26 protein-coding genes are annotated in these 24,492 nt (G+C 61.8%); 9 read left to right on the top strand and 17 right to left on the bottom strand.

Annotation, left to right across the window (positions count from 1 at the left end):
- Positions 1–3 precede the first annotated feature (3 nt).
- The 4 genes from NP503_RS25830 to fabA all read right to left on the bottom strand — a co-directional run bounded on the left by NP503_RS25830 (position 4) and on the right by fabA (position 4,366).
- Complete coding sequence (locus NP503_RS25830) at positions 4–1,548, bottom strand: bifunctional diguanylate cyclase/phosphodiesterase (RefSeq protein ID WP_127267920.1); 1,545 nt, start codon at positions 1,546–1,548, stop codon at positions 4–6.
- 205 nt (positions 1,549–1,753) lie between these two features.
- The gene (fabI, locus tag NP503_RS25825; RefSeq protein WP_127267921.1) at positions 1,754–2,566 is read right to left on the bottom strand and encodes an enoyl-ACP reductase FabI; all 813 of its coding nucleotides are present in this window, start codon (positions 2,564–2,566) and stop codon (positions 1,754–1,756) included.
- A 13-nt stretch (positions 2,567–2,579) separates the two neighbouring features.
- Entirely contained in the window at positions 2,580–3,800 is a 1,221-nt protein-coding gene (gene fabB / locus NP503_RS25820) for a beta-ketoacyl-ACP synthase I (RefSeq protein ID WP_127267922.1), read from the bottom strand.
- A gap of 50 nt (positions 3,801–3,850) precedes the next feature.
- Positions 3,851–4,366 (bottom strand): 3-hydroxyacyl-[acyl-carrier-protein] dehydratase FabA, encoded by a 516-nt coding sequence (gene fabA, locus NP503_RS25815; protein WP_013527885.1) that lies wholly within the window; start codon positions 4,364–4,366, stop codon positions 3,851–3,853.
- Positions 4,367–4,609: 243 nt separating this feature from the next.
- Between fabA and irrA the strand changes: the two genes are divergently transcribed.
- Together irrA and NP503_RS25805 are read left to right on the top strand one after the other, a co-directional pair.
- Positions 4,610–5,041, top strand: coding sequence for an iron response transcriptional regulator IrrA (irrA, locus tag NP503_RS25810; RefSeq protein ID WP_024503471.1), 432 nt, complete (start codon positions 4,610–4,612; stop codon positions 5,039–5,041).
- A gap of 19 nt (positions 5,042–5,060) precedes the next feature.
- Positions 5,061–5,225, top strand: coding sequence for a DUF4260 family protein (locus NP503_RS25805; protein ID WP_372337958.1), 165 nt, complete (start codon positions 5,061–5,063; stop codon positions 5,223–5,225).
- A 68-nt stretch (positions 5,226–5,293) separates the two neighbouring features.
- Here the strand turns inward: NP503_RS25805 and NP503_RS25800 are convergent, their stop codons facing one another.
- On the bottom strand, positions 5,294–5,854 hold the full coding sequence (locus NP503_RS25800; protein ID WP_127267923.1) for an SH3 domain-containing protein: 561 nt from the start codon (positions 5,852–5,854) through the stop codon (positions 5,294–5,296).
- A gap of 219 nt (positions 5,855–6,073) precedes the next feature.
- Between NP503_RS25800 and NP503_RS25795 the strand changes: the two genes are divergently transcribed.
- The gene (locus NP503_RS25795) at positions 6,074–7,075 is read left to right on the top strand and encodes a D-glycerate dehydrogenase (protein ID WP_023811391.1); all 1,002 of its coding nucleotides are present in this window, start codon (positions 6,074–6,076) and stop codon (positions 7,073–7,075) included.
- Positions 7,076–7,108: 33 nt separating this feature from the next.
- On the opposite strand, the gene NP503_RS25790 is transcribed toward NP503_RS25795, so the two are convergent.
- The 9 genes from NP503_RS25790 to NP503_RS25750 all read right to left on the bottom strand — a co-directional run bounded on the left by NP503_RS25790 (position 7,109) and on the right by NP503_RS25750 (position 17,089).
- Entirely contained in the window at positions 7,109–7,597 is a 489-nt protein-coding gene (locus NP503_RS25790) for a GNAT family N-acetyltransferase (RefSeq protein WP_127273412.1), read from the bottom strand.
- Positions 7,598–7,601: 4 nt separating this feature from the next.
- A complete protein-coding gene (locus tag NP503_RS25785) occupies positions 7,602–8,357 on the bottom strand; it encodes a molybdopterin-synthase adenylyltransferase MoeB (protein WP_127268058.1) in 756 nt (251 codons plus the stop codon).
- Between the two features lie 83 nt (positions 8,358–8,440).
- Positions 8,441–9,580, bottom strand: a complete 1,140-nt coding sequence (gene recF, locus NP503_RS25780) for a DNA replication/repair protein RecF (protein ID WP_127268057.1) — start codon at positions 9,578–9,580, stop codon at positions 8,441–8,443.
- Between the two features lie 205 nt (positions 9,581–9,785).
- A complete protein-coding gene (gene dnaN, locus NP503_RS25775; RefSeq protein ID WP_127268056.1) occupies positions 9,786–10,904 on the bottom strand; it encodes a DNA polymerase III subunit beta in 1,119 nt (372 codons plus the stop codon).
- A gap of 304 nt (positions 10,905–11,208) precedes the next feature.
- Complete coding sequence (dnaA, locus tag NP503_RS25770; RefSeq protein WP_236383352.1) at positions 11,209–12,684, bottom strand: chromosomal replication initiator protein DnaA; 1,476 nt, start codon at positions 12,682–12,684, stop codon at positions 11,209–11,211.
- 925 nt (positions 12,685–13,609) lie between these two features.
- Positions 13,610–13,876, bottom strand: a complete 267-nt coding sequence (gene rpsT, locus NP503_RS25765; RefSeq protein ID WP_013533694.1) for a 30S ribosomal protein S20 — start codon at positions 13,874–13,876, stop codon at positions 13,610–13,612.
- Between the two features lie 182 nt (positions 13,877–14,058).
- Positions 14,059–14,832, bottom strand: coding sequence for an enoyl-CoA hydratase (locus NP503_RS25760; RefSeq protein ID WP_127268054.1), 774 nt, complete (start codon positions 14,830–14,832; stop codon positions 14,059–14,061).
- Positions 14,833–14,964: 132 nt separating this feature from the next.
- Positions 14,965–15,855 (bottom strand): bifunctional DNA-formamidopyrimidine glycosylase/DNA-(apurinic or apyrimidinic site) lyase, encoded by an 891-nt coding sequence (gene mutM, locus NP503_RS25755; protein ID WP_127268053.1) that lies wholly within the window; start codon positions 15,853–15,855, stop codon positions 14,965–14,967.
- On the bottom strand, positions 15,848–17,089 hold the full coding sequence (locus NP503_RS25750; protein ID WP_127270398.1) for a phosphopentomutase: 1,242 nt from the start codon (positions 17,087–17,089) through the stop codon (positions 15,848–15,850). The genes mutM and NP503_RS25750 overlap by 8 nt, the downstream gene beginning before the upstream one ends.
- A gap of 143 nt (positions 17,090–17,232) precedes the next feature.
- On the opposite strand from NP503_RS25750, the gene NP503_RS25745 reads away from it, so the two are divergent.
- The gene (locus NP503_RS25745) at positions 17,233–18,153 is read left to right on the top strand and encodes a phosphate/phosphite/phosphonate ABC transporter substrate-binding protein (protein WP_164748717.1); all 921 of its coding nucleotides are present in this window, start codon (positions 17,233–17,235) and stop codon (positions 18,151–18,153) included.
- 36 nt (positions 18,154–18,189) lie between these two features.
- Here NP503_RS25745 and NP503_RS25740 read toward each other — a convergent pair whose 3' ends face one another.
- The 3 genes from NP503_RS25740 to NP503_RS25730 all read right to left on the bottom strand — a co-directional run bounded on the left by NP503_RS25740 (position 18,190) and on the right by NP503_RS25730 (position 19,987).
- Positions 18,190–18,807, bottom strand: coding sequence for a TadE/TadG family type IV pilus assembly protein (locus NP503_RS25740; protein ID WP_127268815.1), 618 nt, complete (start codon positions 18,805–18,807; stop codon positions 18,190–18,192).
- A gap of 38 nt (positions 18,808–18,845) precedes the next feature.
- Positions 18,846–19,427, bottom strand: coding sequence for a TadE/TadG family type IV pilus assembly protein (locus tag NP503_RS25735; protein ID WP_127268810.1), 582 nt, complete (start codon positions 19,425–19,427; stop codon positions 18,846–18,848).
- A gap of 137 nt (positions 19,428–19,564) precedes the next feature.
- Positions 19,565–19,987 (bottom strand): pilus assembly protein N-terminal domain-containing protein, encoded by a 423-nt coding sequence (locus tag NP503_RS25730; protein WP_013533687.1) that lies wholly within the window; start codon positions 19,985–19,987, stop codon positions 19,565–19,567.
- A gap of 332 nt (positions 19,988–20,319) precedes the next feature.
- On the opposite strand from NP503_RS25730, the gene NP503_RS25725 reads away from it, so the two are divergent.
- The 5 genes from NP503_RS25725 to NP503_RS25705 all read left to right on the top strand — a co-directional run bounded on the left by NP503_RS25725 (position 20,320) and on the right by NP503_RS25705 (position 24,484).
- Entirely contained in the window at positions 20,320–20,502 is a 183-nt protein-coding gene (locus tag NP503_RS25725; protein WP_127268811.1) for a Flp family type IVb pilin, read from the top strand.
- Between the two features lie 170 nt (positions 20,503–20,672).
- Entirely contained in the window at positions 20,673–21,191 is a 519-nt protein-coding gene (locus tag NP503_RS25720; RefSeq protein WP_127268812.1) for a prepilin peptidase, read from the top strand.
- A gap of 214 nt (positions 21,192–21,405) precedes the next feature.
- Positions 21,406–22,218, top strand: coding sequence for a Flp pilus assembly protein CpaB (gene cpaB / locus NP503_RS25715; protein WP_127268813.1), 813 nt, complete (start codon positions 21,406–21,408; stop codon positions 22,216–22,218).
- Positions 22,215–23,735 carry a type II and III secretion system protein family protein gene (locus tag NP503_RS25710; RefSeq protein WP_127270396.1) on the top strand — a complete coding sequence of 507 codons (1,521 nt, stop codon included), beginning with the start codon at positions 22,215–22,217 and terminating at the stop codon, positions 23,733–23,735. The genes cpaB and NP503_RS25710 overlap by 4 nt, the downstream gene beginning before the upstream one ends.
- Before the next feature lie 14 nt (positions 23,736–23,749).
- A complete protein-coding gene (locus NP503_RS25705; RefSeq protein WP_127271264.1) occupies positions 23,750–24,484 on the top strand; it encodes a CpaD family pilus assembly protein in 735 nt (244 codons plus the stop codon).
- Positions 24,485–24,492 lie beyond the last annotated feature (8 nt).

Below are 24,492 nucleotides of genomic sequence, written 5' to 3'. Positions count from 1 at the left end.
CGTTCAATGCAGATTGGCGACGCGTCGGACCTCATCGGTGACATGCACGTCGCCGACCCTGATCTTGAGGGGGGCCGGCCTGCCGTACAGGTAGCCTTGCACCACCTCGCAGCCGGCTGCCCTGAGCAGCGTCGCCTGGCTTTCGGTCTCGACGCCTTCGGCAATGATGCTGACGCCGAGCGCGCGCGAAAGCCCGACGATCGTCGAGACGACCGCGCCGGAGCTGGAGTCGGTGTCGAGGCGGCTGACGAAGGACCGGTCGATCTTCAGCTTGCCGAATGAGAAATCGATCAAATAGCTCAAATTGGAATAGCCGGTACCGAAATCGTCGACGGCGACCGAGATGCCCATATCCGCAAGCTCCTTCAGGATGGCGGCGGCGCGGTCGCGGTCCTGCATCATCGCCGTCTCGGTCACTTCCAGCTCCAGCCGCGACGGCTTGATGCCGGTGCTCGTCATGGCGTCGTGCACGATGCCGACGAAGTCCTTGGTCATGAACTGGACGGGCGAGATGTTGACGGCGACGAAGCAATCGTCGGGCAGATGCCGGGCGTCGCTGCAGGCTTTGCGCAGCACCCATTCGCCGATCGGGCCGATCATGCCGGTTTCCTCGGCGATCGGAATGAACTCCATAGGCGGGATCATGCCGCGTTCCGGATGCCGCCAGCGGATAAGCGCTTCATACCCGACGATGCGGCCGGTCGGGAGATCGAGCTGCGGCTGGTAATGAAGGTCGAAGTCACCACGTTCGAAGGCTATGTGCAGTTCGGATTCGATCCATTGGCGATGGTCGGCGACCCTGCCCATTTCGGCATGGAAGACCGACCAGTTGCCGACGCCGCTGGCGCGCGCGTTCTGCAGCGCCAGATTAGAGCGGCGCAGGATGAGGACCGGATCGACGCCGTCCTTTGGCATCGCCACGATGCCGACCGACAGGCTGACCGATTGCAGGTGCGTACCGAGATCATAGGGCTCCATCATCTCGTCGATGAGCCTCTCTATGGTGCTTTCCAAGGACCCCGAGACTTGATTGTCGGGCAGCAGGATCGCGAATTCACCGGCGCCGATGCGTCCGATCAGCGCGCGCGGTGGCACGCACGTCTTCAAGCGCTTGGTGAAGGCGCGGATCAACTCGTCGCCCTGGCTGTAGCCGATGGCGTCATTGATCTGCTTGAAGCGGTCGATGTCGATATCGATGAGGAACATCGGCTCGCCGGTCCGGCTGGTCGCGCATGCCGCCTCGGCAATCTTGCCGACCATCGCCGGGCGTGCCACCAGGCCGGTCAGCTTGTCGAAATGGGTTTCCGTGAAGACGAAATCCGCTGATTCATCGACGCCGGCGAAGAAGGACATCGCGGCGACCGACGCCGCCAGTGCGCAAAGAGCGGCCATCACCGAGACCATCATGTCCGCGGAGATGCCGGCAAAACCATCGCCGAGACCGAGCTTCAGGCCCCAGAGCCCGAGGACGAAACTGCCGAGACCCGAACTCGCTATGGTGAGCAGTCGGAACACCGGTGTTCGCTTCGGGTGGCTGACGGCGAGCATTGAAAGTTCCCCTGAGTACGGGGCTTTCTAGCGGATATCTCCTTAAAATGAGTTTCCGCGAATGAATCCAATTTTATTGGACCGAAAGTATTTCTTGAGCGGATCAACGCGCCTGGCGCTGAAACGGATTCAACTGGCGCGCCTAAGCTTCGTGTCTTCAAATGTCGCCATTTTAAAACCGCCGCGCATCTTTGGGCGGCAGGCGTTAGTCTCGTGCGCCGTCGGTCTGCTTCAATTCGTCGAGCGTCGGCATGGAAACGATGTGATAGCCGGAATCGACATAGTGGATTTCGCCGGTAACCCCGGAAGACAGATCCGACAACAGATAAAGTGCCGAGCCACCGACCTCGTCGATGGTCACCGTGCGGCGCAGCGGCGAGTTTCGCTGCTGGTAGGAGAACATGTGGCGCGCATCGGAAATGCCGGCGCCGGCGAGCGTGCGCACCGGTCCAGCCGAAATGGCGTTCACCCTGATGGCGCGCGGACCGTAGTCGTTCGCAAGATACCGGACACTCGCCTCCAGCCCTGCCTTGGCGACGCCCATGACATTGTAGTTCGGCATGACGCGGACCGACCCCGCATAGGTCAGCGTGATCATCGATCCGCCGTCCTTCATCAAGGTGGCCGCATGGCGGGCGACCTCAGTGAAGGAGTAGCAGGAGATCACCATGGTGCGGACGAAATTGTCCCGGCTGGTGTCGGCGTAGAGGCCTTTCAGCTCGTTCTTGTCGGAAAAGCCAATGGCGTGGACGACGAAATCCAGCCCGCCCCATTCCTTGCCCAGAGTCTCGAACGTGGCCGCGACAGAGGCGCTGTCCTCGACGTCGCACGGCACGACCAGCGAGGCGCCGAGCTTGTCGGCCAGCGGCCTGACCCGGCGTCCGAAGGCATCACCCTGATAGGTGAAGGCGAGTTCCGCGCCATGTTCGGATAATTTCCGGGCGATGCCCCAGGCGATCGAATGATCGTTGGCGACACCCATGACAAGCCCGCGCTTGCCCTTCATCAATCCGTCCATGGCCGGCAAATCCTTATGCGGAATAGCGCTGGAAAACGAGCGTGGCGTTGGTGCCGCCGAAGCCGAACGAATTGGACAAGACAGTGTCGATCCTGGCGTCGTCGATGCGCTTTCGCACGATCGGCATGCCCTCGAATTCGGGGTCGAGGGTCTCGATATGGGCGCTTTCGCCGATGAAGCCGCCCTGCATCATCAGGATCGAATAGATGGATTCCTGCACGCCGGCCGCGCCCAGCGAATGGCCGGTCAGCGACTTCGTCGAGGTGATATACGGCATCTCTGGGCCGAACACCTCGCGGATCGCTCCCATTTCCTTGGAATCTCCCACCGGCGTCGAGGTACCATGGGTGTTGATGTAGTCGACCGGTGTGGAAACCGTGGCCAGCGCCTGGCGCATGCAGCGGACTGCGCCCTCGCCTGAAGGGGCAACCATGTCGTGACCATCCGACGTCGCGCCATAGCCAACGATCTCGGCATAGATTTTCGCGCCGCGCGCTTTGGCATGCTCAAGCTCTTCCAGCACCAGCACCCCGGCGCCGCCGGCGATGACGAAGCCGTCGCGATTGGCGTCATAGGCGCGGGAAGCGGTCGATGCGTTGTCGTTGAATTTCGACGACATGGCGCCCATGGCGTCGAACAGGTCCGACATCGTCCAGTCGAGATCCTCGTGGCCGCCGGCAAAGATGATGTCCTGCTTGCCCCACTGGATCAATTCATAGCCATTGCCGATGCAATGCGCCGAGGTCGAACAGGCCGACGAGATCGAGTAGTTGACGCCGTGGATCTTGAACCAGGTGGCAAGCGTCGCCGATGCGGTCGACGACATTGCCTTCGGCACCGCGAACGGACCGATGCGCTTGGGACTGCCGTTCTTCAGCGTCGTTTCGGCAGCTTCGACGATGGTGCGGGTGGATGGTCCGCCCGATCCCATGACGATGCCGGTGCGCTCATTGGTGATGTCGCTCTCGCCGAGGCCCGCATCCGCGATCGCCTGATCCATGGCGACATGGTTCCAGGCAGCCCCCTGGCTCAGGAAGCGCATCGCACGGCGGTCGATCATGGCCGATGGATCGAGCGTCGGCGCTCCCCAGACCTGGCAGCGGAAGCCGTGTTCGGCGAAGGAATCGGAGAAGCTGATGCCGGATCTGGCGTCATGCAGAGAGGTCTGCACCTCGTTGGCATTGTTGCCGATCGACGACACAATGCCGATGCCTGTGACTACGACACGTCTCATTCGCAACTCCTTCCAGGGGTGCTGGCCAGAGGGCTGGCCAGGGATGCCGGTCAGCCAACCGCCGACTGCTTGGACAGACCGACTTTCAAATCCGTTGCCGCGTATATGGGTTCGCCATCCGCCTTCAGCCAGCCATCGGCGATGCCGAGCACCAGCCGGCCCCGCATCACGCGCTTGAAGTCGATGCCATATTCGACCTTCTTCACCGAGGGCGTGACCATGCCCTTGAATTTCACTTCACCGGTCGACAGCGCCATCCCCTTGCCGGGTTCGCCCAGCCAGCCAAGATAGAAGCCCGTCAATTGCCACATGGCGTCGAGGCCGAGGCACCCCGGCATGATCGGATTGCCGATGAAATGGCAGGCAAAGAACCACAGGTCCGGCTTGATGTCGAACTCCGCGCGGATGAAACCCTTCTCGAAGGCGCCGCCCGTCTCGCTGATCTCGGTGATGCGGTCGAACATCAGCATCGGCGGATAGGGAAGCTGGGCGTTGCCCGGTCCGAACAGTTCGCCGCGGGCGCAGGCCAGCAATTCGTCGTACTCGTAGCTGGATTTACCCGCCATCAATCTCATCCCCATATCGTTCCGGGCTATCGGGTGCCCTTGTCGTTGGTTTCCTAACACAATCTGTTTCAGGCCGGAAACCGGCGTTTGCGCTTAGCCTGCTCGTCTGCCTGGGTCAATGCGCGCTATTGATCGCATTCGGACGACAGAATATATGTCCTGAGAGGTCCGGTTTCGGCAGACGTTCATTTTTTTGCCATTCTGGGCGTGTCTTGGGGCGGAACTGTGGGGTTCGACGAGAAGATGGACCTGGACGGCCGGAAGGAAAATGTCGCTGTGGACAAGCGGGTCCGTGAAGCTGGCCTGAGGCCGACGCGTCAGCGCATTGCGCTGGCCGATCTGCTTTTCGCCAAGGGCGACCGGCATCTGTCGGCCGAGGAACTGCACGAGGAGGCGGTTGCCGCCGGCGTGCCGGTGTCGCTGGCCACCGTCTACAATGCCCTTCACCAGTTTACCCAGGCGGGACTTTTGCGCATCCTCGCCGTGGAGGGCGCGAAAACCTATTTCGACACCAACACCTCCGACCACCACCATTTCTACATCGAAGGCGAAAACCGCATATTCGACATCGACAGTGGTCCGGTGACGGTCGCCAACCTGCCGGAGCCGCCGGAAGGGATGGAGATCGCCAATGTCGATATCGTGGTGAGGCTGCGCCCCAAACGCCGCGAATGACCGGCGAGGCCCCCTTACCGTGCCCGTGCTGTTGTTGCTCGGCGGGCACATGTGGGGCAATGCGGCCGCGATGGCGGTTGCGCTGATCTGGATCGCGCACATCGCCATCGACCGTGCGCTGGCCTATGGCCTGAAGCTGCCAACCGGCTTTCAGGACACCCATCTCGGCCGTATCGGGCGCTAGGCTGACCTGAATTTCAACACACCCAAACCGGGCCGTGAAGGATCGGGGTTAAGATTCTGGGTCAAGAATCAGTCCTTGACCCGTTCGCCGGGATAGGCGCCCCAGACGATCGACTGGGCAAGCCAGCCTGTGTGGCCATCGAATGTCATTTCGCACCACTGGCCGTCGCAGGATTTGATCGTGCCCATGACGCCCGGCTCGACCATCGCGACCACCCTTGCGTCCTTGTTGGGGCTGTTGAGAAGGTTGATCTGGGCACCCTTGCCGCGCTGCCACGGAGCAACGATTGCCGTGCGCCGGCCGGACAGCAGCGACTGGTTGATCCAGCCTTCCGAACCATCGGCATCGCGCACGCGGCGCCATGTGTCGAATTCCTGGATGATCTCCATCGGCAGGCCGGCCTTCATATACATCCAGTCGACCGAGTAGTTGGCCCCGGGACCGACGCGCGAGTTGACGCGGCCGGATTTCAGGCTGACGAAGCGCGGCAGCGGCAGGCCACTCGGACCAAGCGTGACGACGCCCTGGGCAGGTGCAGCGGCACTCTGCGCCACGGCAAGCGGAGAATAAAGCAGAGCGCCGAGAAATGCTGCGCTGAGGGTCAGGCGAAGCGACGCGAAACCAGACACTTTCATTCCTTTCGGCGCTTGCCCATCGGCCTCGGCGCCCCTTTTTCTTTGTCTTCGGCGGCACCGCTTGTTACAGGGAGTAATCGGCACCGCGACCGGCTTTCAGTTTCGCCGGTCTTGGTTAAAGAGGTCTCAACGAGATCGGGTTAGAAGCAATTCCAGCAAAAGTGTGATGCGGTTTTGCGTTCGGAATTGCGGCAAGTACTCGGGAGGGAAACAATGGCAGGCAAAAAGAAGCCTCTCGTCGTCATCACGCGAAAGCTGCCCGACCCGGTCGAGACCCGCATGCGCGAGTTGTTCGACGCAAGGCTGAATGTCGAGGACCGGCCGATGACGCAGCCGGAACTGGTCGCGGCAGTCAAGGAGGCCGACGTGCTGGTGCCGACGGTAACCGACCAGATCGACGCCGCACTGATCGCCCAGGCCGGCGACAACCTCAAGCTGATCGCCAACTTCGGCAATGGCGTCGACAAGATCGATGTCGCGGCCGCGGCCAAGAGGGGCATCACCGTCACCAACACGCCGAATGTCCTGACCGAGGACACCGCCGACATGACCATGGCGCTGATGCTGGCGGTGCCGCGGCGGCTGGCGGAAGGCGCCAATGTGCTCACCGGTGACAAGAAATGGGCCGGCTGGTCTCCGACCTGGATGCTGGGCCGGCGCATCTGGGGCAAGCGGCTCGGCATTGTCGGCATGGGGCGAATCGGCACCGCCGTCGCCAGACGGGCCAAGGCCTTCGGCCTGTCGATCCACTACCACAACCGCCACCGCGTGCTGCCGGCCGTGGAGGACGGGCTGGAGGCGACGTATTGGGAAAGCCTCGACCAGATGCTGGCCCGCATGGATATCATCTCGGTCAACTGTCCCTCGACGCCGGCAACCTTCCATCTGCTTTCAGCGCGGCGGCTGGCGCTGCTGCAGCCCACCGCATATGTCGTCAACACCGCGCGCGGCGACATCATCGACGAGGAAGCGCTGGTCAAGCTGATTCAGGACGGCAAGATCGCCGGGGCCGGCCTCGACGTCTACGAGCATGAGCCGGCTTTGAACAGCAAGCTGCTGAAGCTCGCCGCCAAGAACAAGGTCGTGCTTTTGCCGCATATGGGCTCGGCGACGCTCGAGGGCCGCATCGATATGGGCGAGAAGGTCATCATCAATATCCGTGCCTTCGTCGACGGCCACCGCCCGCCGGATCGGGTGCTGCCGCTCAGGACCTGACGCTGTCGCGGCCCACAAACCGTAAGATAAACCTTACGAGATAGCTTTGCGCATGGTGATCGAGGTCGGCCTGGCATAGCCCTCATGCGCCGTCCGTTCAGTTTCGCGAAAGCCGAGGCGAGCAAAGGCTTCATGATTCCCGGTCAGCTCGATCCGCGTCTGAAGCGCGACGGCGGCCTTGCCGCGGCTACGGGCAAGGTCTTCGACTGCCTGCATCAGCCGCCGGCCAATGCCTTGTCCCTGGCGGTCCGGCGCGACCGCGAACTTGCCGACATAAAGGTCCGCCGCCCTCTCAAGGGCAAAGACGCAGCCGACGATCCTGTCGCCCTGCACCGCCACGAAGCCGGTCTCCAGCCGCGCCTTGTCGCTCAGGGTGTCGGCGGTCAGATGGTGGGCCGAGGAGGGCGGGTCGACAACGCCGTCCATCGAAGCGAAAGCGCGCATGATCAATGCGAGCACATCGTCCCAACGGTCGAAATCGGTCGGGATCCGCGTGATGGAGACAGCTTCGTTCCGGTCCAAGAATTCAGCTTCTCTTGTAGCGGATGGTGTCGAAGCGCGCCGCCAGCGCATCATAGAGCAGCAGCCGGCCGACCAGCGGCTCGCCAATGCCGGTGATCAGCTTGATCGCCTCCATCGCCTGCAGCGTACCGACGACGCCGGTCAGCGCGCCAAGCACGCCGGCTTCGGCACAGGACGGCACCAGGCCCGGCGGCGGCGCCTCGGGAAACAGATCGCGATAGCTTGGGTTGGGCTTGCCGTCCCTGCCGTCTTCGAATGGCTTCAGCACCGTTACCGAACCATCGAAGCGTCCGACGGCGGCATGCACCAGCGGCTTGCCTTCGCTCGCGCAGGCATCGGCCACGGCATAGCGCGTTTCGAAATTGTCGGAACCGTCGACGACGATGTCATAGCGGGCGACGAGGGCGGGCGCATTGTCCGTGGTCAGCCGGAACGTATGCGGTTCGACTGTGGTGTTGGGATTGATGCGAGCGATTGCCGCCTTGGCGCTATCGGTCTTCAGCAGGCCGACAGTGTCGGTACCGTGAATGACCTGGCGCTGCAGGTTGGACAGCGAAACGGTGTCGTCATCGATCACGCCGAGTGTGCCGACGCCGGCGGCGGCAAGATATTCAAGCACCGGCGCGCCCAGTCCGCCAGCGCCGATGACCAGCACCCGGGCCTGTTTCAGCCTTTGCTGGCCGGCGCCGCCGATCTCCGGCAGCACGATGTGGCGGGCATAGCGTTCGATCTCGTCTGCGGTCAGGGCGGCAGTGGTCATTGCCTGATCATACAGGGACTGAAAAACCTTGTCAGGGGCCAACGCACCTGTTGATGTCGCCCAGGAACACGAGGCACAATGGTCTAGATCGTTGGCCCAACTGTCCCATGGTCGACAGTCAGGAATTGCGCGCGCCCCTGGAGACTGGAAAACAGCGCAGCATCGGTTCCTGTCATGAACGCCTGGCAGTTCAGTTCCTCCAGGATGGAGAACAGCGCCGCGCGCCGCCGGCTGTCGAGATGCGCGGCGATCTCGTCGAGCAACAGGATCGGCGTCATGCCCGACATTTCGCCGGTCAGCCTTGCGTGCGACAGCACGATGCCGACCAGCAGTGCCTTCTGCTCGCCGGTCGAGCAGAGTTCGGCCGGCATCGCCTTGGGGCGGTGTCGAACCACCAGATCCGAACGGTGCGGGCCGTCGAGGGTGCGCCCGGCGGCGCGATCGCGCTCACGGCCCCCGGCAAGCGTCCGACGGAAGCGCTCCTCGACATCGACCGCCGGCGCGGCGGCGATTTCGGCTTCCAGATCGCCCGAAAGGCCGATATCGGCCCGCGGAAATGGTCCCGTGTCGGGCAGCCTGTCGATCATGGTGGCGAGCAGCCGCACCATTTCGGCCCGCGCCGCGGCTATCGCCACACCGGTTTCGGCCATCTGCGTCTCGATAGCGTCGAACCAGCGGTCGTCCCGGGAGTTTTCGGTAAGCAGCCGGTTACGACCGCGCATAGCCTTCTCGTAGTCGATCGCACGTTGCCCGTGCCCGGGATCGATCGCCAGCACGAGCCGATCGAGAAATCGCCGGCGATCCGCGGCCGGTCCGGTGAACAACGCGTCCATGGCTGGCGTCAGCCACACCACGCGCAGCCATTCCAGCATGTCCTCGGCCGAGCGCGCCGACGCTCCGTTGATGCGCACCCGCCTGCCGCCTTCGCCGGCGGTGTCGCCGCCGGAAATGCCTGTTCCGATCTCGACCTGGCCGTCAGGTCCGTCGAGCCGGGCATGCAATGCAAAGCCGCCGTCGCCGCCCTCGCGTGCGACATCCACGTAAGGGGCGCGGCGCAAACCACGCCCCGGTGTCAAAAGGGAGATTGCTTCGAGGAGATTGGTTTTGCCGGCGCCGTTGTCGCCGGAAAAAACCACGGCACCTGGCGCCAGATCGATCGTCAGCGCCGCGTAGTTTCGGAAATTGGTAAGTGTAAGCTTACTTATGTGGTTCTGTGCCGGCAACCGCTATCCGCCTATAGAGCGTTCCATCGTTTCACGGAAACGCAAAACCAATCTATCTCTTTGTTTTAACGCAATTCCCAAGGGAAAGCGCTATGCGCTTTTCCCGGGAAAACCGCTTCACACTTTTCCTGGAATTGCTCTAGAAGTTGCCGTAAATATCGCGCTTGCCGGTCCACAACAGGACCGAAGTGCTGACACCGTGCCGCTACACCCGCATCGGCATCAGCACATAGAGTGCGGTCTCGTCGGCCATGTCGTGGATCAGCGTCGGCGAGCCGGCGTCGGCCAGCATGAACTTGGCTTCCGTGCCGGTCAGTTGCGCGGCAACGTCGAGCAGGTACTTGGCGTTGAAGCCGATCTCGATCGGATCGGATGAATAGTCGGCGGACAGCTCTTCGGTGGCGCTGCCTGAATCGGGATTGTTGACCGCAAGTGTCACCTGACCCTCGCTGATCGACAGCTTCACCGCGCGGCCGCGTTCGGAAGAGATGGTCGAGACGCGATCGACAGCGGCGGCAAAACTCTGGCGGTCGATGATCAGCTTCTTGTCGTTGCCGGTCGGAATGACCCGCTGATAGTCGGGGAAGGTGCCGTCGATCAGCTTCGAGGTCAAAACCACGCTGCCGATCGTGAAGCGGATCTTGGTGTCCGACAGTTCGGTGGTGACCGCGACATCCGGATCGTCGACGAGCTTCTGCAGCTCGCTCACCGTCTTGCGCGGAATGATGATGCCCGGCATGCCTTCGGAACCCGCTGGCGCATCGATCTCGGCGCGCGCCAGGCGGTGGCCGTCGGTCGCTACCGAGCGCAGCTTCAACTTGCCGCCGACCTCATGCGTGTGCAGATAGATGCCGTTCAGGTAATAACGCGTCTCCTCGGTGGAGATGGCGAATTGGGTCTTCTCGATCAGGCCTTTCAGGGCAACCGAGTCGAGACGGAAGATATGCGAGAACGATCCGGCCGAGAGCTCCGGGAAGTCGGATTGCGGCAGGCACTGAAGGCGGAAGCTCGAGCGGCCAGACGTCACTGACATGGCGTTGCCGTCCTCGTCCGTCTTCAGCATCACCTCGGCGCCATCGGCAAGCTTGCGCACGATGTCGTAGAGCAGATGTGCCGGGACTGTCGTCGCCCCGCCGCGCTCCACCTTGGCGGGTGTCGCTTCGGTCACCTCGAGGTCGAGATCGGTCGCCTTCATTTCAAGGCTGGCGCCTTCGGCGCTGAGCAGCACGTTGGACAGGATCGGTATGGTGTTTCGCCGCTCGACCACGCGATGGACGTGGTTGAGCGACTTCAGGAGATTGGACCGTTCCAGGATAACACGCATGACGAAACAGGCTCGCTTGAATGAATGACGGGTCACCAGTGAGCGGCGTCCCGCGAAAGGTCTGAACAGGCTCAGAATCTGCGTAAACTGACAGGAAAAAACCAGCAAACGCAAGCCCGCGCCACCGGTTCAGGCCGGCTACGCGGGCTTTCTGGGGATAACGCGCCCGAAGTCCGCGAGCCAGTGTCGTAAAACCGAAATCCAGATCGCTTCCAGGCGGCGCCACGAGCCCGATCCAGGCCCAGCGCCGCACTGGCAAGCCATTGAATTCCGGTATTGTTCCGGCTCAGCCATCCCCGGAGGATCAGGCCTGGTCGTTGATCAACCGCCTCAGAAGCTCAAGTTCCTGCGCCAGCGTGTTGTCGTTGCCGGAAAGGTCCTCGATCTTGCGCACGGCATGCAGCACCGTGGTGTGATCGCGGCCGCCGAAACGCCGTCCGATCTCGGGTAGTGAGCGCGGCGTCATCACCTTCGACAGGTACATGGCGACCTGCCGCGGCTTGACGATGGTGCGCGTGCGCCGGTTGGACAGCAATTCGGTCTTCGACACATTGTAGTGACGCGCCACGATGCGCTGGATGTCCTCGATACGGACACGCTTCGGCTCGCCGGTGCGATAGATGTGGCCGAGAATTTCGTCGATCCGGTCGATGGTGATCTGCGGCTCGAAGGATTGACGGAACAAAAGCTGATTGAAGGCGCCTTCCAGCTCGCGTCCGCTGCCGGTCACGGTGCGGGCGACGTGATTGAGGATCTCCTCCGAAATGTCGAGCGATGCGTCGTCGCTCCTGGCCGTGGCAAGGCGCAATTTGAGCATGCCGAGGCGCATGGCGAAATCGGGCGCCGACATTTCAAGCGCGACACCGCCATTGAGGCGCGAACGGACCCGCGGTTCGAGCGATTCCAGTTCCGACGGCGGCCGGTCGGCGGCGACGACGACCTGCTTGGCGCTGTCGAGCAGCATGTTGATGAGGTGGCAGAATTCATGCTGGATCGACTTGCCCTGCAGAAACTGCATGTCGTCGATGATGAGCAGGTCGATGTCGCGCAGCTGTTCCTTGAGCGTCAGCGCGTTGTTGTCGCGGATCGCGGTGGCAAAGCGCCACATGAAATACTCGGCCGTGAGATAGACGACGCGCGACTTGGGGTTCTGCTTCAGCGATTCCGCAGCGATGGCCTGCAGCAAATGTGTCTTGCCGAGCCCGACGGTTGCGTGAAGGAAAAGCGGATTGAAGCGCACTGCGCTCGATTGCGATTCCGCTACCGCCTTGGCGGCGGCGAAGGCCACCCGGTTCGACGGTCCCTCGATGAAGGACCCGAACGTGTAGCGCGGATCGAGCGGCGACCCCAGCACGTTGTGGCGAAATTCGCTCTCGATCGGTGTGCCCGGACGCGGAGCCGGTGCGCGCTCCACCCGGCTGGGGCTGACTGTGCCGGCGGCAAGTGCCGTCTGCGTCTGCCGTGTCATCTTGCTGCGTGCTGGCGTCACCTCTGGCTCGGCCTGGCTGCGTCCCTGACGGGTTGCCGTGCGCACGACGATGTCGATCTTGAGGAGATCGGCATCCTCCTGCTTCCACAGCTCTGAAATGAGGTCGAGATAGTGGCCGTTGATCCATGAACGCAGGAAGGCGGTAGGCACGGAGATGCGGACGATGCCCTTGGAAGCCTCGGCGACCTTCATGCGGCCAAACCAGCTCGAATAGACTTCGGTTCCCAGGCGCGCCTTCAACTGGGTCTTGACCCGGTCGAATTTCTGTTCCGCGTCGCTGGACACCGCCATGTCGTTTGCTCCGATCAAAGTTCCAGGAAATGGGAGGTCGCCCGTAAGTTCCCTTTCAATGCCGCTCTGCATGATCTTTTCCTTGTCCTTCCGTACCTGTTTTCCACCGGGGATGCGCCTCCTGCATCCGGTTCCGGCGACCTAAGTCTTTGCTACGATGTCCGCTGCCGCCGCCGGCAGATGAACGTCGCCCATTATCCGCGGGAACCGGTGCCGGCCCATGGAAGCCAGTCCGCGTTGGGTATGTCAGGGCAATACAACACCGCCCGGCGAAAAGAGCGCCGGCGCGCCGTCTACCTGCCATGTCTAGTTACGCCAGTCCCCTACCGTATCGAAAAAGACAAACCAAAACCGTCCGCGGACTTGATCCGCGTTGCAAATCCCGCCAATTTAAGCTGGCCGATTCAGGCTTGGGTTAAGAGCCAGAGCCCGTCCCTTTCGATAGATCGACACTACCGAAATCGCTGTGGATAGGGCAAGGCCACGTCTAACGGATTTTTAAGGAATCTGGTTAGTGGAGGCGGGTTCGAGTGGCGTGCCGCGACGGCACATTTTAACAAAGCCATTGTGATTCAAACCCTTTTCCGGCGAATATGAAAAACCGGGCGCTGACAGAAATATTCTGAAATAATTCGCTTGACAGCGACTTCTCCCCGATCGGGCCGGTCCGGTGTGGACAAGCTGTGGATCACCATCTGTAAGTCACTGAAAGATATAAGGTATTTCTGACAGTTAAGAATCTTTAGGTCGGCCGTTTCAAGCATGCCGATCACCAGCAGGCATGCATATGCCGGCAAACTATTCCTAATTGTGAAATGCCGCATAAGACGCCGTTTCCGGACATTCTTTTTAAGTGCTTGCCGGCAAACGAAAAAACCCGGCACAAACGGCCGGGTTCGAAGAACGTCAGTCTAGGCAAGTAATGTCAGGCCGACAGTACCTTGACCCGCTGAGCCAGTCGCGACACCTTGCGGGACGCCGTGTTCTTGTGGATCACGCCCTTGGTCGCGGCACGCATCAATTCCGGCTCCGCGATCTTGAAGGCAGCCTGTGCGGCAGCCTTGTCACCGGAGGCAAGGGCCTCTTCGACCTGGCGGATATAGGTGCGGACGCGCGAGCGGCGGTTCTTGTTGATCGCTGCGCGGCGGACGATCTTGCGCGTTGCCTTTTTGGCCGAGGATGTATTGGCCATGATGCCTCTCTTCTGATCTGGTCGGCGCATGCGGGATGCCGCAGGGCGCAAAAAACAAACGGGCAGCCACGGGGCCGCCTCGGTTGGTGCGGCTTATAGTTCAGCTTTTCCGGCGCGTCAACGCTGCCCGGCCTTCTTTTTGGCGGCCAGCAGCCATCTTCTTCGCAGCCAAGGGATTGGCGTCAGCGGTTGGTGAAATTCGGCTTCCGCTTCTCGGCAAAGGCCGCCATGCCTTCCTTCTGATCGTCCAGTGCAAACAGCGAGTGAAACAGCCGGCGCTCGAACCGCAATCCCTCGGCAAGCGTCGTCTCGAAGGCGCGGTTGACAGCCTCCTTCGCCATCATCACGGATGGTAGCGAGAAAGCGGCAATCTTGGCCGCGGCCTTCAGCGCCTCCTCGACAAGCTCGCCGGCAGGCACCACCCGCGACACCAGGCCAGAACGCTCGGCCTCGGCGGCATCCATCATCCGCCCGGTCAGGCACATGTCCATCGCTTTCGACTTGCCGACGAAGCGGGTCAGCCTTTGTGACCCGCCCATGCCTGGAATGACGCCGAGGGTGATCTCGGGCTGGCCGAATTTGGCCGTGTCGGCGGCGATAATGAAATCGCACATCATCGCCAGCTCGCAGCCGCCGCCGAGTGCATAGCCCGCCACTGCCGCGATAATAGGCTTTCGCGCCCGCGTCAGTTCCTCCCAGCCGACGAAGAAGTCTTGGGCGTAGGCGTCCGCGTAGGAGATGGACTGCATCTCCTTGATATCGGCGCCGGCGGCGAAAGCCTTTTCGGAACCGGTGATGACCATGGCGCCGACACCGGGATCGGCGCTGAACCCGTTCACGGCCGCCACCACCTCGGTCAGAATCTGCGAATTCAGCGCGTTGAGCGCCTGCGGCCTGTTCAGCGTGATCAGCCCGACCTTGCCGTGCGTCTCGGTGATGATCGTCTCATAGGCCATGGCTGCTTCTCCTTGCTCACGCTCGTCTAGAGCGGTTCATCGTTTCACGGAAACGCAGAACCGCTCCATCTCTCTGTCTTGACGCAATTCCGAACGGGAAACCGTTCCCACTTTTCCTGGAATTACTCTGACTCATCGCTGACATGTCCGGCAATAAAAGGTCGATCGGCCGCTCTGCACGACACGTTCGATGTGGCCGCCGCAGCCGGGCTTGGAGCAGGCCTTGCCTTCGCGGTCGTAGACGGCGAAGGCGTGCTGGAAATAGCCCAGCGCCCCATCGGTCTGCATATAGTCCCGCAGTGAGGAGCCGCCGGCTGCGATCGCATCCGATATCACCGAACGAATGGCTTGCGCGAGGTGTTCGCTTTGGGCCTGGGCTTTCTTTCCGGGCCTGGCGATCGTGCCCGCCTCGCGCAGCGGCGACAGGCCGGCACGCCACAACGCCTCCGACACATAGATGTTGCCGAGCCCGGCGATCAGCCTCTGGTCGAGAAGCGCTGCCTTCAGCGGTGATCGCCGCCCCTTCATCAATGAGGCAAGCAGCGCACCGTCCAATGTGTTGCCGGTTGGCTCGACGCCAAGTCCAGCCAGCATCGGATGAACGTCCGGCAGCCCTTCCGCAAACAGCATGAAGCCGAAGCGGCGCGGATCATTGAAGATCACGCGGGACCGGGCACCGGCCGGAGACACGACATGGAAGACGACGTGGTCGTGATTGGAGCTCTTCGAGCGGTCGTGCCGGAAGATGCCGGGCATGTCGCTGCCATCGGCCGTCTCTATGCGGAATGAGCCCGACATGCCGAGATGGCAGATCAGCATGGGGCCGCCTTCCAGGTCCATCGTCAGATACTTGGCCCGGCGGCCGAGTGCCGTGATCGTCTTGCCGGTCAGCCGCTGCGCGAATTTCTCGGGAAATGGAAAGCGCAGATCCGGTCGGCGCGCCTCGACGCGGGCGATGGTAGCGCCTTCCAGAACCGGCTGCAGCCCGCGCCGGACGGTTTCGACCTCCGGCAATTCAGGCATGACCGCCGATCGCCGTATAGAAAGACGTGCCGTAGCGTCCGGGCGCCAGCCCGAGATGCTCGGCCACGGTCTCGCCAATGTCGGCGAATGTCGTTCTCAGTCCGATGTCGCCGCCCTTGAGACCCGGTCCAGTGCCGATCACCGGAATGCGCTCGCGCGTGTGATCGGTCCCGCCCCAGGTCGGGTCGTTGCCGTGGTCGGCCGTCAGGATGAGAAGATCGCCCTGCCGCAGCCTCGCAAATGCCTCCGGCAGCCGCAGGTCGAAGGCCTCGAGCGCGGCAGCATAGCCCGCGACATCGCGGCGGTGACCGAATTCGGTGTCGAAGTCGACGAAATTGGCGAAGACGAGGTCACCGTCGCCGGCATTATCCATCGCACCCAGAGCCTCGTCGAACATCGCCATGTTGCCTGCCGCCTTGCGCACTTGCGAAATTCCGCGATGGGCGAAGATGTCGCCGATCTTGCCGACGGCGATGACACGGCTGCCACGCGCCGTCAGCCGGTCGAGCAGGGTCGGTTCCGGCGGGGGCACGGCGTAGTCATGACGGTTGTATGTCCGCTCGAAAGTGGCGGTGGTTTCGCCGACGAATGGCCGCGCGATCACCCGTCCGATCCTCAGAGGGTCAACCAGCCTGCGCACCACCTGGCAGAATTCATAAAGCCGGTCGAGGCCGAAATGGACTTCATGCGCGGCGATTTGCAGGACCGAGTCGACCGACGTGTAGCAGATCGGCTTGCCGGTCCGGATGTGCTCCTCGCCGAAGCGCTCGATGATCTCGGTGCCCGGCGCATGGCAATTGCCGAGAATGCCCGGCACCTTGCCTTCGCGAATGATAGCCTCGGTCAGTTCGGCCGGAAAGGCCGGAACCGTATCCGGGAAATAGCCCCAGTCGAGGCGCACCGGCAGGCCGGCGATTTCCCAATGACCGGATGGTGTATCCTTGCCGCTCGAAACCTCCTGTGCGGCGCCGTGAAAGGCAGTTGGGAGCAGATCCGCCCCGCTGTTGGCAAACCCCAGTCCCGTCGCGGTTTCGGCGGCCTTGCCAAGCCCGAGCGACGCCATGTGAGGGACAAACAGCGGTCCACTGCGAAGCCCTTCGCGATCCGCACGGCCCTCCGCACAGGCCTCTGCGATGTGCGCGAATGTGTTGGCGCCGGCGTCACCGTAGCGGTCGGCGTCGGCCGCGCCGCCGATGCCGAAGGAATCCAGAACGAAGAGGAAAGCGCGCGCCATCGAGTTGTTGCCAGTTTGACCGACCAGACATAGGGTTCCGCGACTTCATTGGCAATTCGGAAACCAAACGGCAACGGCTTGGCGTGATAGTCCAGTGCACTGGGATGGGCATGGATCGAGGACAACAGACTGTGGTTCCTGTCATGAGGGTTGCGCTGAAGACTTATGCCGCTCTCATGCTGACGCTCGTCGGGCTCTGGTCCAACCCGGCGCATGCCGACTGGCGCGATGATATCGGCACGTTTCGTATCGGCATCGTTGCCGAGCCAGGCGCCGGCAATGCCGTTCCGGGGCTGGCACTGTTGACCGACGCCTACACCAAGGCCTTGGGCATGAAGGTCGAGTTTGTCGTTGCCCGCAACTATGCCGCGCTGATCGAGGCGCAGGCCGATGCCCGCATCGAATATGCGATCTATTCGGCCACCGCCTATGCGACGGCTTCGCAGCGCTGCTTATGTATCGAGCCGCTTGTCGCTCCGGTCGATTCAGACGGCGCGATCGGCATCCGCTCCGTTCTGCTGACGCGAGACGGCAAGCTGCCTGCCCTGGCGGCGATGGACCGCCATCGTATCGCCATGGCGCCTTCGGACAGCGTCGGCGGTTCTCTCCTGCCATTGGCGGCGTTGGCGGCGGAGGGCCGCAAGATCGCGGAAGATGCACAGTTTTTGGCCCGCACCGATTCGGCCGCGGCGGCCGAGACGATGCTGGTCGACGGCAAGGCCGATGGCCTGTTCGGCTGGGTGAGGGCCGCTGCCGACGGCCCGCGAGAACCGTCGGGCACGCAGGCCAGGCTGGAGGCGGCAGGGCTCTCGGTGACGGCGCTTCGGATCGTATGGACGTCGGGCCTGTTGAGATACGGCCCCCATGCGGTCCGCAGCGATCTCGACCCGGAAGCCAAGCGCAGGCTTGCCGTGTTCCTCACCAACCTCAAGTCGACGACGCCCGATATCTACGATCTCCTGGAATCGAGACATTCCGGCGGCTTCGCTCGCGTGTCGCCAAAAGATTACGAGATGGCCGCTGCTATCGTGCGCTTCGTTTCGGACCGTGAGCCGCAGCAATAGCTGGAGCGGCCCTGCGCAGGGCCTGGCTGGTTCTGTTCAACAGTCGCTGCAAGGGATCGTCACGCTTCTGCGGGGGCGCAGATAATAGGTTTCGCCCATGGTTATGTTGCTGAAAGCCGAGGTCAGTCCAAGCTTCTGTTGACTGCTCGCGCTCCACGCGATGACCGGCGTATAGCCGAGGTTGCTTTCGACGCGGATGAGAAAAGTGTTGGCGACCTTGAGCGACGCTGGGACCGTTGTCTCGGTGGTCGCGGCGGCGCCGGCGCTGGCGACACTGGCGACCAATTTGCGTGACCAAACCACCTGTGCCTTCGTCGCATCGGACGTAACCTGTATCGCCGTGATGGTGATGCTAGGGGGCGAGCGGTTGTAGGGCTGAAGGGTGACGCTGCCGATCTGCATGATGGCGTCGACATCCGCTTTGAGGACGCTTGTCTGCTGGGTAACGAGATCGGCCACCATGCTGCCGATACGACTGACCTTCTTGCTGGTCTCGATGGCTTGCGACGCTTCCATTGTGAGGAAGTACATGATCAGCAGAATTGGCATGATCAACGCGAATTCAACCGCCGCGATGCCACGGCGATCGGACCAGAATCGACTTGCTTTCCGCCAAACTCCCGTAATCATAAGATGTGCCCCCGCACGCATCATGCCCATTGCCCTTTTCTTATACCGCTCGTGCATTCCGCTCAGTTGTCGAACGGCTCGTTCTGCCAGGTCACCGATGCGAAATGCAGGGTCTTGTTGCCGCCCATCGACTGCGCCATGAGGTCGGTCATGATCGGCCACTTGTAGAAGACCCGAAGCATGTTCCTCGACTCCGCCGCACCCGCTGTCACTGAGAACGATTGGGTTGCGGTGCCTTTCGTCAGTACGACATCGCCGTTCTGGATCTTGAAGCCTGCCGTGGCCGCATCGGCGAACGATGTATATTGGCGAAGATCCACCAGCAGTTGATTGGGACAATCCTGGGAGACGATGATCTGCAGTTTCGTGCAGATCATGTCCCGCAAATTGGTTCCGGCAACGTCAGCCGCCCTCAACTGGCCGGTGCGCAGTTTGCGCGCTACATCGTCGGTGACGTTGGCCATCACCTCCTGGCCGGCAAACGAGATGCAGCTTTCCAGAATGGCAAAGACAAGCAGCGCGAAGGGGACTGAAAGGATCGCGAATTCGATTGCCGTGGCGCCGCGCCGGTCACGAAGGAAGCGGGCGAAAAACCTTGGGCGTCTCACTCTGTGGTCGCCTGCGCGACCGAATTCCTTGCTCATGTTCGATCCTGCCGATCTCTATGTGGTCTCGGAAGGAGCATTAGCGCAAACCGATTGAGGTCCGGTTTGGATGATCGTTAAAGTCGGCGCAGGCCTCTTAACCAGACAATAACCGGAACGGCAGTCGGCAACGCCACCTATCGGCTGACGCTCATCTCCGCTTCGGAAGACTTCTCCGCTTCGCTCTTGTAGGAGCTTTCGCAATAGGGCGTGCAGGACATCGTCTGGATTTCGGCACGCCGATAGATGCGCACCGACGAAGCGGCCTGCCGCACGACGGTAACCTGCTCGTCGACGATGGGACTGCCGTCGGTATCGAGCACGACCAGATTGGTGACGCCGAAGCCTTTGCCGGTGAGCACGATCGTCGAAGCGTCCTGCACCGAAGCGTCTGCGATTGCCGGGTTGCCGACCACGATGGTGTCTGCGGGACGCGAAAGTTTGACGATCTTGGCCTGGTTCATCGTGACCTCGATGCCGGCGCCGGCCATGGCGGGCGCGACGAAGCTCGAGACGGCAAGAAGCGCGGCAATCAGGATTGACGATCTCGGCTGGGCCATTGAGGCGCTCCACGCAGGCGGACTGATCAACGGAACATGAACGAGATTGGTGAACCAACGGTTAAGCATGCGATGTTGCCAATCGTGCAATGGCCGCCAAGGGCGCCCGCGACGCGCGGTCCGGTCGGGTCGCAAGCCTACCAAATCCGGTCTGGAAGGCTCAGCGATACATTAGCCCGAGGTTAACCACGCAATATGTTCGAACCGGGAAAGGAATCGGTAAGGCTGTTTCTTAAGCCGATCGAAAGAGCTTCTCCCTAGATTGGCAGCATCCGATCAACCATCACAGAAGTTGACGGAAGTGCTGTAACACGTGGAGTAGGAGCTCTCGAATGTCTAATCTCATCGCACGTTTTGTGAAGGACGAATCCGGCGCGACCGCGATCGAATATGGTCTGATCGCCGTTCTCATCGCGCTCGCCATCATCACTGGCGCCGGCACGCTCGGCAATGCGCTGAACGCCAAGTTCACCAACATCGGCAGCACCCTGAACGGCACGCCGAGCGGCAGCTGATCGGCTTATCGCCGAGCATTTAGATTGCGTTCTGGAAAAGGGCCGCCGCGTGGCGGCCCTTTTTCTATGCCGCTGGCGATATAGGTCGTCTTTCGTTCCTAGCCTCATCAATCGTTAATCGAACATGCTTAGATTGAGCCCCATGAAATCGGACAATAGGCGTGGCGCCGATGCTTGAAGCCCTGATCTTCGTCGTTTTTCCATTCTGCATGCTGTTTGCCGCGATCTCCGACATGCTGTCGATGACGATCGCCAACCGCGTGCCGGTGCTGCTCGTCGTCGTCTTCGCGCTGGTCGCGCCCCTGACAGGCATGGACTGGGCGGCCTATGGCGGACATTTCGCCGCCGGCGCCCTGGTCCTGGCCGTGACGTTCGGCCTGTTTGCAATGGGCGGCATGGGCGGCGGCGACGCCAAGCTTCTGGCCGCCACCGCAATGTGGATGGGCCTCAATATCAATCTCGTGGAGTATCTGGTCGCCTCGACAATCATCGGCGGCCTGCTGACGCTCGCGATCATCCTCTACCGGAAGTCGCTGCTTGCGGCCGTTACCGGCCAAAATCCGTTTCTGCGCCATTTCGCCGACGAGGCAAAAGGAGTCCCCTATGGCGTCGCCCTCGGCCTTGGCGGGTTGCTGACCTATCCGGATTCGCCTTTGATGGTATGGGCGCTTGCCAGGCTGGCGACTTGAGCACTATCTTATTTTTATTGTCTGTCAGCATTGCCGAAACCCCGTTCTCAACAGGGCCGGCCCGGCCATTTTGGCCGTTCAGACCACATTCCGGCTAATTTATGTAAACCTTAAATTAATCACGATCGTAAGCATTACATTAACCTTGTTTTGACGATTGCCGCTGCAAAGTCCGGCTTGGCTACGTGGTTTGCCAGGGCAAGGGTTCGGACAAATGCCAGCATCGCGATTGATAATTCTGAGCGTGGCGGTGGCCGCGGCGGGTGGCGCTGGCTATGTCGCGAAGAACATGGTGGCACCGCCGCCCCAGGTCGTCGTCGATTCCGGTCCCCAGGCCCCGGCGGTGGCACTCCAGGATGTGCTTGTGCTTTCAGGCGACGTTCCGATGGGCAACCCGATCCAAAACAACATCGCCTGGCAATCCTGGCCCGCCGACGGCGTCAACGCGAATTTCATCACCCGCACCGCCGAGCCCGAGGCACTGGACAAGCTGAAGAGTTCCGTTGCCCGTGTGGCGATGTATGCCGGAGAACCGCTGCGGCGGTCCAAGCTGATCGGCGAGGGCCAGAGCTTCATGTCGTCGATCCTGCCTTCCGGCATGCGGGCGGTCGCCACGGCCATCTCGGCCGATACGTCGGCCGGGGGCTTCATTCTTCCCAACGATTTCGTCGACGTCATCATGACCCGCAGGGCCGATGCCGCCGGCGGCGCCGCCGGCTTCAACACCGAGACCATCCTCAAGAACATCCGTGTCCTGGCCATCGACCAGACCATTCAGGAGGACGAGGAAGGCAAGAAGACCAGGGTAGGCCAGACCGCCACGCTGGAACTGACGCCCAAGCAGGCGGAGATCATCACCGTCGCCCAGCAGATGGCGGATCGCCTGACCCTGGCGTTGCGGGCGGTCGCGGACACGCAGGAAAAAAATCTGGGTGAGGCGGACTATCTCGTTTCCGGCAATGGCCGCAGAGGAACGGTGAGGCTGATCAAGTCGGGCGAAGTTTCCGAAGTGGGGGCAAGGAAATGAGGCTAGGTGGCAAACTGCCGGCAATCGTAGCCGCGGCATTCGGCCTGCTGCTCGTCGGAACGAATGTGCAAGGCAGCGTTGTCGAGGCAAAGAACGCGCAGGTCACGGCATCGACGGCCACCCAGCGCGTCAAACTCGGCCTCAACAAGTCGGTGGTCATCGACCTGCCGAGCGATGCCTACGACATTCTCGTGGCCAACCCGGCGGTTGCCGACGCGGTGACCCGCACTGCAAGGCGCATCTATCTGTTCGGCAAGTCGGTCGGCGAGACGAACATCTTTGTCTTCGGCCCGAATGGCGAGCAGATCGTCAGCCTGGACCTGGCGGTCGAACGCGACGTTGCCGGTCTTGAGGATTATATCAGACGCTTCCTGCCGACGTCGGCCATCAAGGTGGAACTTCTGAATGACAACGTCGTCCTGACTGGAACGGTCGACACGCCGCTGGACGCAAAACGCGCGGTCGACCTGGCGACGATCTTCGTTTCGGGTGGTGAAGCGACGACAGGACAATATTCGCAGACCGCAGCCGGCGGTTCGGCCCAGAGCGGTGTCGACATCGACAACCCGGACCAGGAGCGCCGCACCAGCAAGATCGTCAACCTGCTGCAGATCATTGGCGACGACCAGGTCACGCTGAAGGTCACGGTCGCCGAAGTCAGCCGCTCCGTGATGAAGCAGCTCGGCGTCAACATGGTCGGCAGCGGCGGCAGCAACGGCATCAGCTACGGTGCGCTCAGCGACAATTTCACCGGTCTCGGCAAGCAGCTGTCGAATTCAGGCTTTCAGATCGGCTCGTCGGCGCTGCAGGCCTATGTCAACGCCATGGAGCAGTCCGGGGTCATGAAAACCCTGGCCGAGCCGACCTTGACCGCCGTATCCGGGGAGAAGGCGACCTTCAAGGTCGGCGGTGAATACAATATGGTTTCAGGTGTCTCAGCAAACGTATCGCAGGACAACCAGACCGGCCTGAAGACCTACACCATCGAAAAGATCGAGTACGGCATCGGCCTGGAATTCCAGCCGGTGGTGTTGTCTCCCGGTCGCATAAGCCTGAAAGTTAGGACGTCGGTTTCCGAGCCGACAACCGAGGGGTCCGTATCGCTCTCCTCAGGCGTGACGAGCCCCGGCATGAATGCACTGTCGCTGCGCAAACGTCTTGCCGATACGACCGTTGAACTCCCCTCGGGCGGCTCCATGATGATCGCCGGCCTGGTTCGCGACGATGTCAGGCAAGCCGTCAACGGGTTGCCCGGGCTGACAAAGATCCCGGTGCTCGGCGCGCTCTTCCGCAGCAGAGATTTCGTGCGCAACGAGACCGAACTCGTCATCATCATCACGCCCTATCTGGTGAAGCCGGTGGCGCGCAACGACCTTGCCAAGCCGGACGACAATTTCAACGCCGCCAGCGATGGCGCTGCCATGTTCCTTGGCCGAGTCAATCGCGTCTACGGCACCATGCAGACCGACAAGCCCAACGGCCGCTACCACGGCGTCGTCGGCTTCATCTACAAGTGAGCGGGGAAGCGGACATGTCTCAGTCAGCATTGAAGGCAAGCACCATCGCCGCACCGATGCGCTTTGGCCGCTCGCAGGTCTGCCGGCGGTTCGTTCCTGTCCTGGCGGTTGCGGTGGCGGCGCTGCTCACCGGCTGCGCCCAGCGCGACAGCATCACGGTCGGCGCCATCCCGGACGATTATCGCACCAACCATCCGATCGTGATCGCGGAGAAGAACCAGAAGATAGACCTGCCGGTGGGCGCCGGTGACCGTGGTATGACGGGCTCTCAGCGTGACACGCTTTCGGGCTTTCTCGACGGCTACGACAGGAGCGCCGCTCCGGCGGTGACGATCGCTATCCCTGTCGGCTCGGCCAACGAGATCGCGGCGGCCGCTGCCAGCCGCGATTTTGTCAGGCTGGTGGTTGCCAGCGGCATCAAGCGCAACCGGATTGTCATGACCTCTTATCAGTCCGCTTCCGCCGAAGCCTCGGCCCCGATTCGCGTCGCCTATATCTCGGTGAAAGCTCAGACCGACAAATGCGGGCGTTGGCCCGAAGATCTGGTGGAGACCTCGGAAAACAAGCACTACGCCGATTTCGGCTGCTCGTATCAGAACAACCTCGCCGCCCAGATGGCCAATCCGGCCGACCTGCTCGGACCGCGCAAGCAGGCACCTATCGACGCCGAGCAGCGTGGGAAAGTCATCGATGGGTACCGAAATCAACCCTTCTTTGATTGGGAAGCAGAAGGCGAAGTTAGCTACTAACGATCGCA

This window comes from Mesorhizobium sp. SEMIA396 (assembly GCF_024518615.1).
Lineage (GTDB): Bacteria > Pseudomonadota > Alphaproteobacteria > Rhizobiales > Rhizobiaceae > Mesorhizobium.
This window is presented reverse-complemented; position numbering and strand designations above follow the sequence as displayed.